At 44.1% G+C, this 15,124-nt stretch carries 12 protein-coding genes; 2 read left to right on the top strand and 10 right to left on the bottom strand.

Features of this window, described 5'->3' with window-relative positions; all coding sequences use genetic code 11:
• Window positions 1-75: 75 nt before the first annotated feature.
• The 10 genes from QN079_RS01445 to QN079_RS01400 all read right to left on the bottom strand — a co-directional run bounded on the left by QN079_RS01445 (window position 76) and on the right by QN079_RS01400 (window position 11,694).
• Window positions 76-1,860: an oligopeptide ABC transporter substrate-binding protein gene (locus tag QN079_RS01445; RefSeq protein WP_005227134.1), complete on the bottom strand. Its 1,785-nt coding sequence runs from the start codon at window positions 1,858-1,860 to the stop codon at window positions 76-78.
• A 16-nt stretch (window positions 1,861-1,876) separates the two neighbouring features.
• Complete coding sequence (locus tag QN079_RS01440) at window positions 1,877-2,746, bottom strand: ABC transporter permease (RefSeq protein WP_153883525.1); 870 nt, start codon at window positions 2,744-2,746, stop codon at window positions 1,877-1,879.
• Between the two features lie 63 nt (window positions 2,747-2,809).
• Window positions 2,810-3,766 carry an oligopeptide ABC transporter permease gene (gene opp4B / locus QN079_RS01435; protein WP_005227132.1) on the bottom strand — a complete coding sequence of 319 codons (957 nt, stop codon included), beginning with the start codon at window positions 3,764-3,766 and terminating at the stop codon, window positions 2,810-2,812.
• Window positions 3,766-4,710 (bottom strand): ABC transporter ATP-binding protein, encoded by a 945-nt coding sequence (locus QN079_RS01430; RefSeq protein ID WP_005227131.1) that lies wholly within the window; start codon window positions 4,708-4,710, stop codon window positions 3,766-3,768. The genes opp4B and QN079_RS01430 overlap by 1 nt, the downstream gene beginning before the upstream one ends.
• Window positions 4,711-5,718 (bottom strand): ABC transporter ATP-binding protein, encoded by a 1,008-nt coding sequence (locus tag QN079_RS01425; protein ID WP_005227130.1) that lies wholly within the window; start codon window positions 5,716-5,718, stop codon window positions 4,711-4,713.
• A 324-nt stretch (window positions 5,719-6,042) separates the two neighbouring features.
• Entirely contained in the window at window positions 6,043-6,285 is a 243-nt protein-coding gene (gene acpP / locus QN079_RS01420; RefSeq protein ID WP_005227129.1) for an acyl carrier protein, read from the bottom strand.
• Between the two features lie 110 nt (window positions 6,286-6,395).
• On the bottom strand, window positions 6,396-7,415 hold the full coding sequence (gene plsX, locus QN079_RS01415) for a phosphate acyltransferase PlsX (RefSeq protein WP_016609182.1): 1,020 nt from the start codon (window positions 7,413-7,415) through the stop codon (window positions 6,396-6,398).
• Window positions 7,416-7,460: 45 nt separating this feature from the next.
• A complete protein-coding gene (recG, locus tag QN079_RS01410) occupies window positions 7,461-9,491 on the bottom strand; it encodes an ATP-dependent DNA helicase RecG (RefSeq protein ID WP_060791588.1) in 2,031 nt (676 codons plus the stop codon).
• Window positions 9,492-9,602: 111 nt separating this feature from the next.
• Complete coding sequence (locus QN079_RS01405) at window positions 9,603-11,285, bottom strand: DAK2 domain-containing protein (RefSeq protein WP_289230280.1); 1,683 nt, start codon at window positions 11,283-11,285, stop codon at window positions 9,603-9,605.
• 46 nt (window positions 11,286-11,331) lie between these two features.
• A complete protein-coding gene (locus QN079_RS01400) occupies window positions 11,332-11,694 on the bottom strand; it encodes an Asp23/Gls24 family envelope stress response protein (protein WP_005227125.1) in 363 nt (120 codons plus the stop codon).
• A 266-nt stretch (window positions 11,695-11,960) separates the two neighbouring features.
• On the opposite strand from QN079_RS01400, the gene rpmB reads away from it, so the two are divergent.
• Window positions 11,961-12,149: a 50S ribosomal protein L28 gene (gene rpmB, locus QN079_RS01395; protein ID WP_003128045.1), complete on the top strand. Its 189-nt coding sequence runs from the start codon at window positions 11,961-11,963 to the stop codon at window positions 12,147-12,149.
• A gap of 162 nt (window positions 12,150-12,311) precedes the next feature.
• The gene (locus QN079_RS01390; protein ID WP_289230279.1) at window positions 12,312-14,960 is read left to right on the top strand and encodes a YfhO family protein; all 2,649 of its coding nucleotides are present in this window, start codon (window positions 12,312-12,314) and stop codon (window positions 14,958-14,960) included.
• The last annotated feature ends 164 nt before the right edge of the window (window positions 14,961-15,124 follow it).

Raw genomic sequence — 15,124 nt, 5'->3', positions numbered from 1 at the left:
TTTTCCTCAGATACCCGCAAAAAAAAACAGGAAAAAAAGACGTCCTGGAAAGGACGTCTTTTCATCGATCATTGATTAACGAGATTCAGCTGTAACTGAAACTGTTGCCCATCTGTTGTGGTCAATGTCATAAGCCCATGAGAAGTCTTTGACACGGTTTGAAACAGGCATTACTTGGTTTCTGTAAAGAGTAGGGATAACAAACGCTTCGTCTGCTGCATACTCTTGCCATGCATCAAATGCTTCTTTACGTTTTGCATCATCAAATGAATCTTTTGAGTCGATTGCATCTAGAAGTTTTGTATTTTCTTCAGATTCAAAACGAGTGTAGTTGAATGCTGCGTTCGGGCCGTAAAGTCCGCTTGGAGAAGGATCTGAACCAGTTCCCCATGCTGCTTGGAAGACATCGATCTCAGGATCATCGTTTTTCAACTTGTCATAGAAAGCTTGGAAGTCGATCAAGCGACCAGTTGTGTATTGTACATCAAGTCCGATTTCATTCCATTGTTGGATGTAGTAATCAGACAATGGTTGAGCCGTTTCGCCACCAGACATTGAAGCAAAGTTGATGGTTAATTTCTCACCATTTTTGTCTTCACGCATGCCATCGCCATCGACATCTTTGTAGCCAGCATCATCAAGTAATTGATTTGCTTTGTCGATGTTCAATGTGTAGCCTTCTACTTCGGTGTTGTGCAGTGTGCCGAATACTGGTGGGATCAATGTCGTTGCATTTGAACGCAAGCCATTGTAGAAACGGCTTCCGACAGCATCGTTATCGATTGCGTAACCCATTGCTTGACGCAAGGCTTTATCCGCCATTTTAGACTCAGGGTTGTAGTTTACTTTGTTTTCTTCTTCATTCCAAGTACCTAATTTAAAGCCTAGGTAAGTGTATGCTTGTTCAGGACGACCTAAGATTTGGTAGCCATCTACATCTTTGTAGGTTGGATACGTATCTGTTGGCATTGAATAAACAACGTCATATTGTTTTGCATTCAATCCTTCTACGATTGATGCTGAAGGAACAGCTTTAAATGATAATTTATCCATTTTAGGTGCGCCGCCGTAGTAGTACTCATTCGGTACGTATTCAACAGACTCTCCCGCAACGATATTTGACATTACATAAGGACCAAAGACAACTGGATTTTTACGAACTGGATCGCTTGATTCCATATCTTTGACTTCGATACCTTCAAATGCATGTTTTGGTAAAGCAGATTCATACACTCCGCCACCAGCTTGCAACATACCTGGGTGAACTTCTTTGTATTGGATTTTAACGACTTTGTCACTTTCTTTGGTGATACCAGAAATAGTATCAGCTTTGCCATCATGGTAATCTTCCATACCAACGATATTGGTAAAGTTGTTATCATAGCGGATACCTGTGTAATCTTTATGACCGATTACTTCATAAGAGAAGATCACGTCATCAGCGGTAACATCTTCGCCATCTGACCATTTCAAGTTGTCACGTAATGTGATCGTTGCTGTGTTGTTGTCTTCATCTAACTCAAGATTTGCTGCACCGCCGTCAACGATTTTGAAGTCAGAATCGTATAAGAACAATGTTTCATTACTTGGTTCCATGAAATAACTGTCATAACTGTCTTGATAAAACTCAGGTACGAATAACCCTTGGAACTGCGTATCCATCACTACTGCAACATCCAATGTACCGCCTTCGATTGCTTCTTCGTCATTGCTGACTTCGACTGGCATTGTGCTGATATCTTCTGTTTCTGTCGCTGCATTGCCGCCACCAGAAGAATCGGTTCCGCCGCCGTTGCTGCCACAAGCTGCCAATGCTAACACTGACAAAAGAGTGACCATACCAAAAATATTTTTCTTCATCCTGTATCCTCCTTGTTTATCCTAGTCGTTGACGCGCATCCGCTGAACGCTTAAATGCTTGACCAACGTAATTGATACTCAACATCAAGACTAAAATTAGAATTGATGCGGGTAACCAGATCCACTGTCTGTTGACCAGCACATCACCGCTGCTGGCATATCCGATCAGTGTTCCCAAACTTGGAACATTGGTCGGCAGACCAAAACCTAAGAATGTTAGTGTCGTTTCAATACCGATATTCGCTGCAAAGTTCATTGTTAAGTTGGTGATGATCAATGAGCTAAGGTTCGGCATGATTTCGCGGAACATGATGACGAAGTCGTTGGTTCCGAGGGTTTTCGATGCACTAACATAGTCGCGACGGCCTTCTGAAAGGGTCTTACTTCGGAAGAGCCTTGCTTTTCCGACCCAGTAAAAGGCACTCATGACCCATATAAAGGTCCAAACGTTATAACGAGGTACGATCGATACGATAACGATAATGATCAACATGATCGGCAAAATCATAACGAAGTCAACGATACGCATCAAAATGTTATCAATGATGCCACCATAGTAACCTGAGATGATCCCTAGTCCGACCCCAACGATCGACGTAATGATCGTGATTGAAAAACCAATCAAGATTGAGTTACGCGCACCGATGATCAATTGTCCCCAAACATCACGGCCACCTTCATCCGCCCCTAAAAGGTAGGTGCCGCCGTTTGGCGAAATCGCGCCAGGTACAGCGTATTTATCAAGGATGCTGACACGCATCACTTGTGATTGGTCGATAACTGCTGAGCCGATAAACACGAACAATAAAACTGCGACTAACAAAACTAATGAAAAGATCGCCATTTTATCTTTTAAGAATTCGCGAAAAATCATTTTTAATCCCATAGGCGGGATGCTCTCTTGTTTTAGTACTTTTTCTTTCTTTTCAGACACATTTATCCCCTCCTATTACTGGATTCTGATTCTTGGATCGACAATACTCATGATGATATCTGATAGTAGCGTACCGATCAAGGTCGCTAGTCCTAAGATCAATGTCAGTGAAGTGATCACGGCATAGTCCCGTTGGACGATACTATCGATAAACAGTTTTCCGACACCTGGGTAAGCGAAGATTTTCTCAATGACCACAGAACCTGCGATCAATGAAGTGATCTCGTAGCCCATTTGTGATGCGATCGGCAACGATGCATTACGGAAAACGTGACGTGAGAAGACTTTATTCGTTGGTACCCCTTTTGAACGAGCGGTACGAACGAAATCCAATGATTTCGAATCAATGACTTCACTTCGCAAGTATTGGATCGTCACTGCTGTTCCTAATAATGCAGAAGTGATCGCCGGTAATAGTAGGTGATACAAGCGACTCCAAAACTCAGCCATGCCACTGACCCCCGGAGCAACGGAACCACCCGTTGGGAACCAAGCCAATCGGTAACCGAAGATGAACAATGCGATCAACGCAAAGATAAACAACGGTACGGCGAAACTGAAGAAGTTGTAAACAACGACGACTTTATCAAGCAATGAATTTTGGTAACGTCCTGCCCACATCCCTAAAGGAATGGCAATCACGTAAGTCAAAATGACCGTCAATAAAGATAACCACAATGTATTGCTGATACGTCCTGCTAATAACGTTGAAACAGGTAATTTAAAGATGAAACTTTGACCAAAGTCCCCTTTTAAGGCATTTCCGATCCAACGGAAATACTGGGTATACCATGGGTCATTCAAACCAGCGGCTTCACGCATCCGCTCAATAACAGCTGGATCTTGGTTTGGATTGATCAAACCAGTAAATGGATCCCCAGGCATTGCTTGTGCGATCAAGAAAATCAAGATACTCAAAATAATGACTTGCGGGATCATCAACAACAAACGACGTAGAATTGTTTTCCACATTATTCAGCACCCCCGTTTTTCAATGCGACTTGGTGCGACTCGGTGATTTTACGCAAGTCATACACTCTGCCAGTTTCGTCGTAGTAATCTTTTTGATGGGTCACATATTCCAACTCGACCTTGCGGCGGTTTTCTTTGTGAGCATCGCGATTTTTTACGTCGATTTGAGGAATTGCTGATAATAAACGTTTTGTATAGATGTGACGCGGGTCTTGATAGATGTCTTCCCGTGTCCCGATCTCAACGAAGCGGCCTTTGTACATGATGGCGATATTGTCACACATGTGTTTTACGACCCCTAAGTCATGAGAGATAAATAAGAAACTTAAGCCAAATTCTTGCTGGATCCGTTTCATAAAGTTCAGTACCTGCGCTTGAACGGATAAGTCAAGGGCTGAAACCGGCTCATCGGCGACGATCAGTTTTGGATTGGATGCTACCGCGCGGGCAACCCCTAACCGCTGACGTTGTCCACCAGAGAACTCGTGAGGATATTTGTATAGGGCATCTTCTGGCATCCCAACGATATCCAGAAGGCTTTTCACGCGTTTTTTCTCTTCTTGATCGCTTAAGCGTTCAAAGTTGCGTAATGGTTCGGCGATAATGTCGACCACACGTTTTTTAGGATTCAAGCTGGACATTGAATCTTGGAAAATCATTTGGACATCTTTGTTGTAGTTCATTTTTTTGCGGACGGAACGTTTGGTCACGTCTTGCCCGTCATAAATGATTTCGCCACTGGTGATTTTTTCTAACCCAACGATGGCTTTCCCCGTCGTGGATTTACCAGAACCAGACTCACCAACCAATCCGTAAGTTTTTCCTTTTTCTATGATGAAGTCCACACCGTCAACGGCATACACATGGTCCGTGACGCGGTTGAAAAATCCGCTGCGAATAGGATAGTGGACTTTCAGATCTTTAATTGTAATTAATTCTGTCATCTACACTTCTCCTTCTTCGTCTCTAAAATGAAAATGCTTGTAGCATGTGCAACGGACCAAATGATCAGGTGCTACTTCATGCAAGACTGGGTTTGCTTCGTGGTCGCTTTCAGGAATCCAAGGAATCCGTGCGGCAAACCGACAACCTGTCCGTGGCATATTTTTCAATGAAGGAACTACGCCTTCGATCACGTGCAGTTCACTGTCTTGTGAATTTTCTTGAGGGATCGAGTTAAGCAATGAGCGAGTGTATGGATGTTTCGGATTGGCAAACAACTCTTCGGCTGTTGCGACTTCCACAAACTGACCCCCGTACATCACGGCTACTCGGTCGGCCATCTCTGCTACGACACCTAAATCGTGGGTGATCAAAATGATCCCCGTCTGTGTTTCTTCTTGCAGATCTTTTAGTAGATCAAGGATCTGTGCTTGGATAGTCACATCCAACGCGGTCGTTGGTTCATCCGCAATAATGATTGGTGGTTTACAAGCAATCGCGATCGCAATGATGACCCGCTGACGCATCCCACCAGACAATTCATGAGGGTATTGACGTCCTACTCGCGGCGGATTCGGGATCCCCACTTGTTCTAATAATTCTAATGCTCGTGCTTGACGCTGTTCGGCAGTCATATCCGTATGGTAGGATAACCCTTCTTTGATTTGATCTTCGATCCGCATCAAAGGATTCAGTGCAGACAATGGATCTTGGAAAATCATCCCAATATCATTTCCGCGAATTTTGTTGTACAGCGTTTCGTTTAAGTTTGACAAGTTTAAATCTTTATATAAGATTTCTCCGGTGATTTTCGTGTTGTTTGGGTCATGCAGCCCCATGATCGTTGTAGCTAACGTACTCTTGCCGCAACCAGATTCTCCTACGATCGCTAAGATCTCATTGCGATCCAGTGTAAAAGAAATACCATCTACTGCGTCATAGTAATCGTCTTTAATACGAAAACCTGTGTGAAGGTTTTGAACATCTAGTAATTGATTATCTCTGGACAATCGAATACCCCTCTCTACTTTCTAAGATGTCTTGCAATTTAATGTAAAAAAAGAAGGAACATGCATTTCATTTCCAAAAGCTTTCTTAACATTGTATAATATATTCTTAATAATTATATAGAAATGCCACCAATAATGCAAGTCCCAGAAAAGTTAATACACTGAATTTTCAGAAAATTTATATTACGCTTTCAACGCCGTCATGTCAGGTTTAACGACCGTTTTTTAGATTTCAGTACCAAAGAAAAGCCGCTCAAAATCACTGCGGATCAATTATGAGAAAGAAAGAGCTAAGTCATCTAGGACTTAGCTCTTATGTCTGTCTTAAGCAAGATGGCTTGAAATATAATCAACCGCTCCACCGACTGTTTCGATCTGCTCGGCATCTTCATCAGAAATCTCGGTACCAAATTCATCTTCTAGTTCAAGGACGAATTCCATCACACTGATCGAATCAGCGTTCAAGTCGTCTTTAATGCTCATCGTATCCGTTACGTTCTCTGCGTCAATTTCAAAATGATTGGCGATCACGACCGCAACTTTCTTGAATACTTCATCTCGTGTCAACTGGCTTCACCTCCACGCGTTTGCACAAAACATAGAATGGCTAACAAACATTGTACTGCTTTCTATGCTTTTTGTCTAGATATTTTTGCAATTTCATTACAATGATTGCATTATGATTGCGTTTCGTCTTTGTCAGTCGGCATTTCTTCAAAATGGGCGACCAATTGTGCCACGACATCTGTCGCTAACATCGTATGGATCTGCTTGATGGTGTACGCCACCGCTTCTGGTCCTGTCGCACCATGGGTTTTGATGACTGGTGCTTTCAACCCAAACAATACGGCACCGCCGTGTTTCGCATAATCCATTTCATTTTTCACTTTCCGCAACGCATCTTTTAATAATAATGCGCCTAATTTCCCTTTGGCACCAGAATCGAGAATCGATTGTTTCAACAGCGCCATCAAATTCAAGGCGGTTCCTTCGATCGATTTCAAAACAGCATTTCCAGTAAAGCCATCTGTCACGACGACGTCAGCTGCACCATCCAATAATTCCCGAGCCTCGACATTGCCGATAAAGTGGATCGTCGGGTCTTGCGAAAGTAGTTCAAAGGCTTTTTTCGTTAATTCACTGCCTTTGGTTTCTTCTGTTCCGTTATTTAACAAGCCGACCCGTGGTCGATTGATCCCGCGAACTTTTTGGGCATAAAAGGACCCTAAGACGGCATAGTTTGCCAAATGTTCTGGTTTATTGTCGGCATTGGCACCTAGATCCAGCATATCAAAGCCAGCATCTTTGCCGATCACTGGCATCGTGGACATCAATCCGGGACGGTCGATCCCTTTGATCCGACCGACGATAAACAAACCAGCCGCTAATAAGGCACCAGTATTTCCAGCTGAAAAAATCGCATCTGCCTCACCATTTTTGACCGCTTGTGCTGCCAAGACCATTGAGGCGGTTTTTTTTCGTCTGATCGCTTTGACAGGCTCATCATCACTATTGATTTTTTCATCCGTGTGGATAATGGTGACATTTTTATCGTCCGTCATGTATTTTTTGATTTCATTTTCTTTTCCGTAAAGGAGGAATTCAATCTCTGGAAAGTCTTTTTTTGCCAGCATGACTCCTTCTACGATCGCTTTTGGGGCGTTGTCTCCGCCCATTGCATCAACAGCAATCCGCATCTCGCTGCCACTCCCTTCATTTTCCCAATCAGTATAGCATATTCTTTAATCAAAAAATTGTTTGTCTGCTTTTTTTGCTGCTAAATAGTTCGCCAATGCCGAAAATTCTGGTAACAGCTGCCAGCCATTTTTTTGCCAAAGCTGGGCAGCTTCGACTTGTGCCACTTCTAGAATATGGGCATCTGCGACCAAATCGGCAGCCGCAAACTCTGGCAAGCCCGATTGTCGATTGCCGAAGACTTCTCCTGGTCCTCGCAACTGCAAATCTTTTTCGCTGACTACAAAGCCGTTGGTGGTTTCTGTCATGATCTTCATTCGCTCGACCCCTGTCTCGTTCTTCGGGTTTGCGATCAATATACAGTAAGAAGCATCGGCACCGCGCCCTACTCGTCCACGCAATTGATGAAGCTGGGCTAACCCGAAGCGATCAGCGTCAATGATCAGCATCACTGTCGCATTGGGGACATTGACCCCTACTTCGATGACCGTCGTGGAAACCAAGATCTGCAGTTGATTTTCTTTGAAAGCTTCCATGATGCTGTCTTTTTCTTGATTCTTCATTTTCCCATGTAGCATTCCCACTTGATAAGTAGGAGAAAAGTAACTTTGCAGCTGCTCATAAATCTCCGTGGCATTCTTGACATCCAGCATTTCGGATTCCTCGATCAAAGGACAGATGACATACATCTGATGCCCATGTGCCAATTCTTTTTGCGCCCACTCTAAGATCGATTCAAACTGCGGCGGACGAACCCAGCGAGTCTCTACAGGAATCCGTCCTGCTGGCATCTCATCGATCACCGAAACATCCATTTCGCCATAAGCCGTGATCGCTAACGTACGAGGGATCGGCGTGGCGGTCATAAAGAGCACATCAGGCAGATAGCCTTTTTCTCGTAAGACTTTTCGCTGATTGACCCCAAAACGGTGTTGTTCATCGGTGATGACTAAGCCTAGATGTGCAAAATCCACCCCTTCTTGAATCAGCGCATGGGTCCCAACGATGATGTCGATCTCCCCAGCTGCTAATTGTTCTAAGATGACCCGCCGTTCTTTTGGTTTGGTCGAGCCTGTCAAAAGAGCGGTGGTCACTTCTAAGGGGTCAAAGAGCTGATTCAAGCTTTCTAGGTGCTGCTGAGCCAAAATCTCAGTCGGCACCATCAGTGCGCCCTGAAAGCCAGCCGTCATCGTGGCATAGAGAGCGATCGCCGCCACGACTGTTTTCCCGCTTCCTACGTCTCCTTGCAAGAGTCGCTGCATGTGCTGCGGACTTTTCAGGTCATGGCAGATTTCATTGGTCACGCGCTTTTGCGCATTCGTCAATTCAAAGGGCAGTTTACGAGTAAACTCTTTCAAGCGTTGCACATCATAATCGATCGCCAAGCCGTTTTTCTCGGCTTTTTCACTTTTCTTCAGTCCTTGGATCTGCATTTGGAACAAAAAGAACTCTTCAAAAATCACCCGACGCTTCGCTTGATGACTCTCTTGGGGATCTTTGGGAAAGTGCATCGCAAACATCGCGGATTTCCGATCCAACAAGCGATATTTTTCGATCAATGACAAAGGCAAGATCTCTGTGATCTGATCACCAAAATCAAGGAATGCCTGTTTGATCAGTTCGATCAACACACTTTGACGCACGGCTTTATTGACATGATAAATGGGGGCAAAGTCTTCTGCGCTCTTGCTGCCGAGAATTTTCATTCCCGTCAGTCCTTTGCGTTTGGCGTCCCATTTGCCATAGACGGCGATCTCTTCTGAAACCTCTACTTTATCCTTCAAATAAGGCTGATTGAAAAAGGAGACATTAAAAACATCGTGGTCTTGCATCATGCGAAATTGCAACCGACTTTTTTTATAGCCAAAGCGATTGACGACCGGCGGGGAAACGACGATCCCCTTGATCGTTACTTTTTCTTGGTCTTGAATCTCCGCTAACTGCCGTTCTTGAATGTCTTCATAACGAAACGGATAATACTTCAGCAGGTCTTCAATGGTTTCGATCCCTAAACTCGCCAAGTCTTGGGCGCGTTTTTCTCCGACACCCTTTAATACCGTAAGTGGCTGATTCAGCATAGGTACCCTCCTTTTCCAAAATGATTTTGTTTATTGCAGAGATTCCTGCATTCATAGAAAAAGACGGAGCCAAAAATCATCTACGATTTTTGCCCCCGCCGCCTAATTTGTTTATTCTGCTGAGAAAAGATACGGATAAACTGGCTGATCGCCTTGATGGATCTCTACTTCGATCTCAGGATGCAGCTCAACGATCGCTTCTTCGATTTTCGCTGCTTCTTTGGCTTTGCCTTCTTCACCGATAATGATGGTGACGATCTCAGTATCTTCTGTGATCATTTTTTCTAAGGTAGTCATGGAAGCAGAGAAACGATCCGGAACAGAAACAACGATTTTGCCGTCGACCATTCCTAAGAAGTCGCCTTCTGTAATTTCGATGCCATCAATTGATGTATTACGGATCGCATGAGTCACTGATCCGCTGACAACACTTGCTAAGACATCGGTCATAGCTTGCTGATTTTCAGCTAGTGTGGATTGCTCGTGGAATGCCAGCATCGCTGTCATCCCTTGTGAGATCGTCCGTGTTTCAACAACCGCTACTGGAATCTCGGAAACTTCCGCTGCTTGCTGCGCAGCCATAAAGATGTTTTTGTTATTTGGTAGGACGATCACTTGGTCGGCATTAACTTCATTGATCGCCAACAAAATGTCTTCTGTACTTGGGTTCATCGTTTGGCCGCCACTGATGACATATGAAGCACCCAGGCTAGTGAACAACTCTTTCAAGCCTTCGCCAGCCGCGATCGCGATGATCGCAAATGGTGTCCGTGGACGTTTCACTGGTGCAGGTTTTGCACCTTGCTGGTCGTGTTCCAAAATCGTTTCATGCTGAAGACGCATGTTGTCAACTTTGATTTTCACCAATGAGCCGAATTTTTGACCATAATTCATGACTTCGCCAGGATGTTCCGTATGGATATGGACTTTGATGATCTCATCGTCGTTGACCACTAATAAGGAATCCCCTAACTCATTTAAGTAATTACGGAATGTTTCATAATCAAATTCACTATCTACAGTCGGACCTTCACCGATCTTCACCATGATTTCTGTACAGTAACCAAAGGTGATATCTTCTGTCGCTAAGTGTCCTTGAACGCTGCGATGATGTTCGGCATTGACCATTTCGTCCATAGCCGCTGGGGAAGGTTCGAAGATTTCATCGGCTGGGTATTCACCCGTCAACGCATTTAAGAAGCCTTCATAAATGAACAACAATCCTTGACCGCCGCTATCTACCACGCCGACTTCTTTTAAGACGGGCAATAGATCTGGGGTTTTCGCCAATGAACGTTTTGCACCGTGAACCACGGCTTTCATCACTTCGATACAATCATCGGTAGTTTGTGCTTTTTTCTCGCCATATTCAGCTGCGATGCGTGCCACAGTCAAGATGGTTCCTTCCACAGGTTTCATGACTGCTTTATAGGCGGTTTCTACTCCATGAGTAAAGGCTTGAGCCAATTCTGGTGCAGTGAGTGTTTCTGCGGTCGGGATAGCTTTAGAAAAACCGCGGAATAATTGAGATAAAATGACGCCAGAATTCCCACGTGCGCCCATCAATAGTCCTTTTGAAAGTGTAGCGGCAAGATCGCCGACGTTTTCTGAAGTCGCATCTGCGACCGCTTTTGCTCCACTGGTCATGGATAGATTCATGTTTGTCCCAGTGTCTCCATCTGGAACAGGAAACACATTCAATGAGTTGACAAACTCTGCATTAACTTGTAGACGAGCCGCGCCTGCCTGCACCATTTCTTGAAACTGACTTGCGCTGATATTCGTTACCTTCACTTAGATAGTCCTCCTTAAAATCATCCGCCATGAACGGATCCCTTGCCTAATCTGGCAGTACACGTACGCCTTGAACAAATACATTTACCGAGTTCGCAGATACACCTAGCATCGTTTCTAAGTTGTATTTCACTTTTTCCTGCACGTTGCGGGAAACTTCGGAAATCTTTGTTCCATAGCTGACGATCGTGTATACATCCACTGCAATGCCGTTTTCTTCTTGGCGGACAACGACACCGCGAGAATAATTTTCTTTTCGTAAAATTTCATTGATGTTATCTTTGATTTGTTTCTTGCTAGCCATACCAACAATGCCGAACACATCTGTTGCTGCGCCTCCGACCACTGTTGCAATGACTTCATTGCTGATTTCAATAATACCTGATGAGGTTTGAATTTTTACAGCCATTTTATAGCCTCCTTCAATGGGCATGACCCATCTTTCTTCTTACATATTTTATCATAGCTGTACCGCAAATAAAAGGATGAGACATATGAAAAGGGGCTTTCTGACCAAACGTCTTGCATTTCGACCTTGTTTAATTTACAATGTTTACCGGGAAAAGTCAATGTTTCTTGAAAATTACTCTTGCTTTTTTCACCTTTCTGTGATAAATTCAGATGGTATGAGCTGAAATAGCGCTCCAACATCAAGGCAAAGGAGGAAATAACCACATGGCTAAAGTTTGTTACTTTACTGGACGTAAAACTACAAGTGGAAACAATCGTTCTCACGCAATGAATGCGACAAAACGTACTGTGAAACCTAACTTGCAAAAAGTTCGCGTTATGATTGACGGAAAACCTAAAAAAGTTTGGGTGTCAACTCGTGCTTTGAAATCTGGAAAAGTTGAGCGCGTATAATTAGACCTTTTCGGCCGTTCGTTTTGAACGGCTTTTTTTGTACCCTTTTTTCTTTGGTGCGCTTTCACTTAGGTTTTCATTAAAGAAAACAGGTCTTTGTTTTTTTAATCGATTCACCTGTGGTAAACTAAGAAAAAATTGATAAAGAACAGGTGACTTCTTGTGACGAAAATAAAAACATTTGCCAAACAACATTGGCCTTATATGCTTGCTAGTTTCTTCTTGCCGTTTCTTATCATGGCAGTGATCTATTTGACCATCGGCATCTACCCTGGCAGCAGCCGCAGTGTCTTAGCCAGTGATGCCTTTTCGCAATTCTCAAACTTTCATGCCAGCTTTCGCAATATGCTCTTAGGCAAACAAAGTATCTTTTATACATGGAACGCCTCTTTAGGCTTGAATTATCTGGCACTGATCTCCTATTACTTAGGCGGGATCTTCACTCCTCTGGTCTTGTTTTTCCCAAATCAGCTGATGCCAGATGCGTTGTACTTCTTGACCTTGATCAAGATCGGCAGTGCGGGCTTGGCGTTTTGGTTTTATGCCAGCCAAACCTTTAAGATCCAACGTTGGCAGCATGTGACCTTAGCCGTCTGTTATGCCTTGATGTCCTTCATCACCGCCCATTCGGAACTGATCATGTGGCTTGATGCCATGATCTATCTACCGCTAGTGATTTTAGGTATTGACCGGTTAGTGAAAAAGAAAAAACCAGTCGTGTTATTTATCAGTTATCTGCTGTTATTTTTATCCAGTTTTTACATGGGCTTTATGATCGGTCTCTTTTCCGTGATGTATTTCTTGGTTCAGTTGGGGCGCAACTGGAAGCAAGCTCGGGGGGCGATCATCCCTTACGGCATCACCTCCTTGTTAGCTGGCGGCGCCTCAATGGTGATCATCTTACCTGCCTTATTGGATTTGCGCTCGAACGGGGAAGAATTAACAACGATTTCTTCCTTTAAAACCGAAGCCACCGATGTCTTTGACCTCGTGATGAAAAACATGATCGGTGTTTACGATACGACAAAATACGGCTCCATTCCCTTCATCTATATCGGCTTATTGCCGCTGCTGTTGTATATTTTATATTTTGTTTCGAAGAAAATCCGCTTGAAGGATAAATTCTTATACGCTGGCATGTTTGCTGTTTTGATCGCCAGTTTTTATATCGTGCCGATGAATCTTTTTTGGCACGGGATGCATGCCCCAAATATGTTCCTTTTCCGTTATGCCTATTTGTTCTCCTTCTTAGTGATCATGCTGGCGGGATACGGGTGGGAGCAGCTGCAGCAAAAAGATCGCGGATTGTTTCTCATTATTGGTCTTTCTACGATCGTGGTGTTTGCCCTCTCCTACGCATTGAAAGGACCTGGAACCTATGAATATGTTTCCGCTACTTCTTTTGCGCTAACGATCGTATTCTTTGTTCTTTACTTGTTATGTATTGGGTTCGGGCAATTAGGTCTTTTAACACAAAAACGAGTGACGATCTTGCTGCTGATCTTCGTCTGCGGAGAAATGGCCGTCAATACGAGCGGCATGGTTCGCGGAATTTTGAATGATTGGAACTATGCTTCTCGCAGTTTGTATACAGAACCTTATCCGGACATCAAAAAACTAGTCACTCAAGCCAACGAAGACAATGATACCTTTTTCCGATTAGAAAACCTTGATCCTGTTTCTTCCAACGACAGTATCAATTATGGCTACAGCGGTGTCAGCATGTTTTCTTCGATCCGTAACCGCAATTCCTCAAGCTACCTGGATAAGCTGGGCTTTCGGTCCCGCGGCACCAATTTAAATATCCGCTATCCGAATAATACCTTGCTGATGGATGCTTTTACAGGGATCAAATACAATATCTCCAAGCCAAATCTCACCAAATACGGCTTTCAACGTGTCGGGGAATCTGGTGAATACAAGCTTTATGAGAATCAAAATGCGTTACCGCTAGGTTTCTTGGCTGAACCAACCATTGAATCGATTGAACAGCCGCAAAACGACAACTTGACGAGCCAGAAAAATCTTTTCAATGGCTTGGCGGATTTAAATTTAGAGTATTTTGCCTTTCAGCCGATCACGGTGATCCATAGTAAAAATACAGATATCACCAATGACGGCATGTATATGAAATTTACCGAGCAAGAAAGCAATGTCGCAAAAGAAGTGACTTGGCAAGTGGAGGTTCCAGCGAACTCGCAAGCATACTTGAGTCTTTTCCCTGCCAACTTTGGGGAATTGGAAAGCTCATCTGCCACCGTGACAGTCAACGGCCAGCAGCGAGAAACGCAAATCAGTATCAACGGTCAATACTACGACTTAGGGCACTATGAGACCGATACGACGGTTCAATTCACCGTCAGCTTCTACGGAACGCCTGAAATCTCCTTCCAAAACCCGCAAGTCGTGACCTTGGATACCAACGCCTACCAACAAGCAATTGATGCGATCCAAGATCGAGGGGTCGCTATGACGGTCGGCAAACGCAGTGCCAAAGCCGATATCACGACTGAAAAAGAGCAGCAGCTTGTAACGACCATCCCTTATGACAAGGGCTGGACTGCTACGCTTGACGGCAAAGAAGTTCCAATCACCGCCTTTCAAGACGGCTTTATCAGTGTGACGATCCCAAGTGGCACCCATCACTTGGAACTGTCCTTCTTGCCGCAAGGCTTTGTTATCGGTGTTTGCTTGTTCTTCGGCTGCATCGCATTGTTTATCCTGTTTGCTTGGTTTTACCAGAAACAAGTAGCCAAAAAGCAAGTCTTAGACGACCAACGCCAACTCATGGATCAACCACCAGAAACCTAATCGAAAAAGAACCAACTCGTCTTTTTGAGGCGCTCCCCATAAGTTAGAGCAAACGCTGACTTATGGGTGTCGCTCAATGATCAGTGAGTTTGGTTCTTTTTTTGTGCTGGCGTTCCGCAGTTGTTCGCTCTAGTGGCCTTAGCCTCCACTACCGACTAGATCCC

The organism is Enterococcus sp. FZMF (assembly GCF_030263915.1).
Lineage (GTDB): Bacteria > Bacillota > Bacilli > Lactobacillales > Enterococcaceae > Enterococcus_D > Enterococcus_D casseliflavus.
This window is presented reverse-complemented; position numbering and strand designations above follow the sequence as displayed.

What these genes read in the sequence shown, in the direction of transcription:
- QN079_RS01445 (WP_005227134.1), bottom strand. Translation starts at nt 1,860, where the DNA reads ATGAAGAAAAATATTTTTGGTATGGTCACTCTTTTGTCAGTGTTAGCA.
- QN079_RS01440 (WP_153883525.1), bottom strand. Translation starts at nt 2,746, where the DNA reads ATGGGATTAAAAATGATTTTTCGCGAATTCTTAAAAGATAAAATGGCG.
- opp4B (WP_005227132.1), bottom strand. Translation starts at nt 3,766, where the DNA reads ATGTGGAAAACAATTCTACGTCGTTTGTTGTTGATGATCCCGCAAGTC.
- QN079_RS01430 (WP_005227131.1), bottom strand. Translation starts at nt 4,710, where the DNA reads ATGACAGAATTAATTACAATTAAAGATCTGAAAGTCCACTATCCTATT.
- plsX (WP_016609182.1), bottom strand. Translation starts at nt 7,415, where the DNA reads ATGCGGATTGCTGTTGATGCAATGGGCGGAGACAACGCCCCAAAAGCG.
- recG (WP_060791588.1), bottom strand. Translation starts at nt 9,491, where the DNA reads ATGCTGAATCAGCCACTTACGGTATTAAAGGGTGTCGGAGAAAAACGC.
- QN079_RS01400 (WP_005227125.1), bottom strand. Translation starts at nt 11,694, where the DNA reads ATGGCTGTAAAAATTCAAACCTCATCAGGTATTATTGAAATCAGCAAT.
- rpmB (WP_003128045.1), top strand. Translation starts at nt 11,961, where the DNA reads ATGGCTAAAGTTTGTTACTTTACTGGACGTAAAACTACAAGTGGAAAC.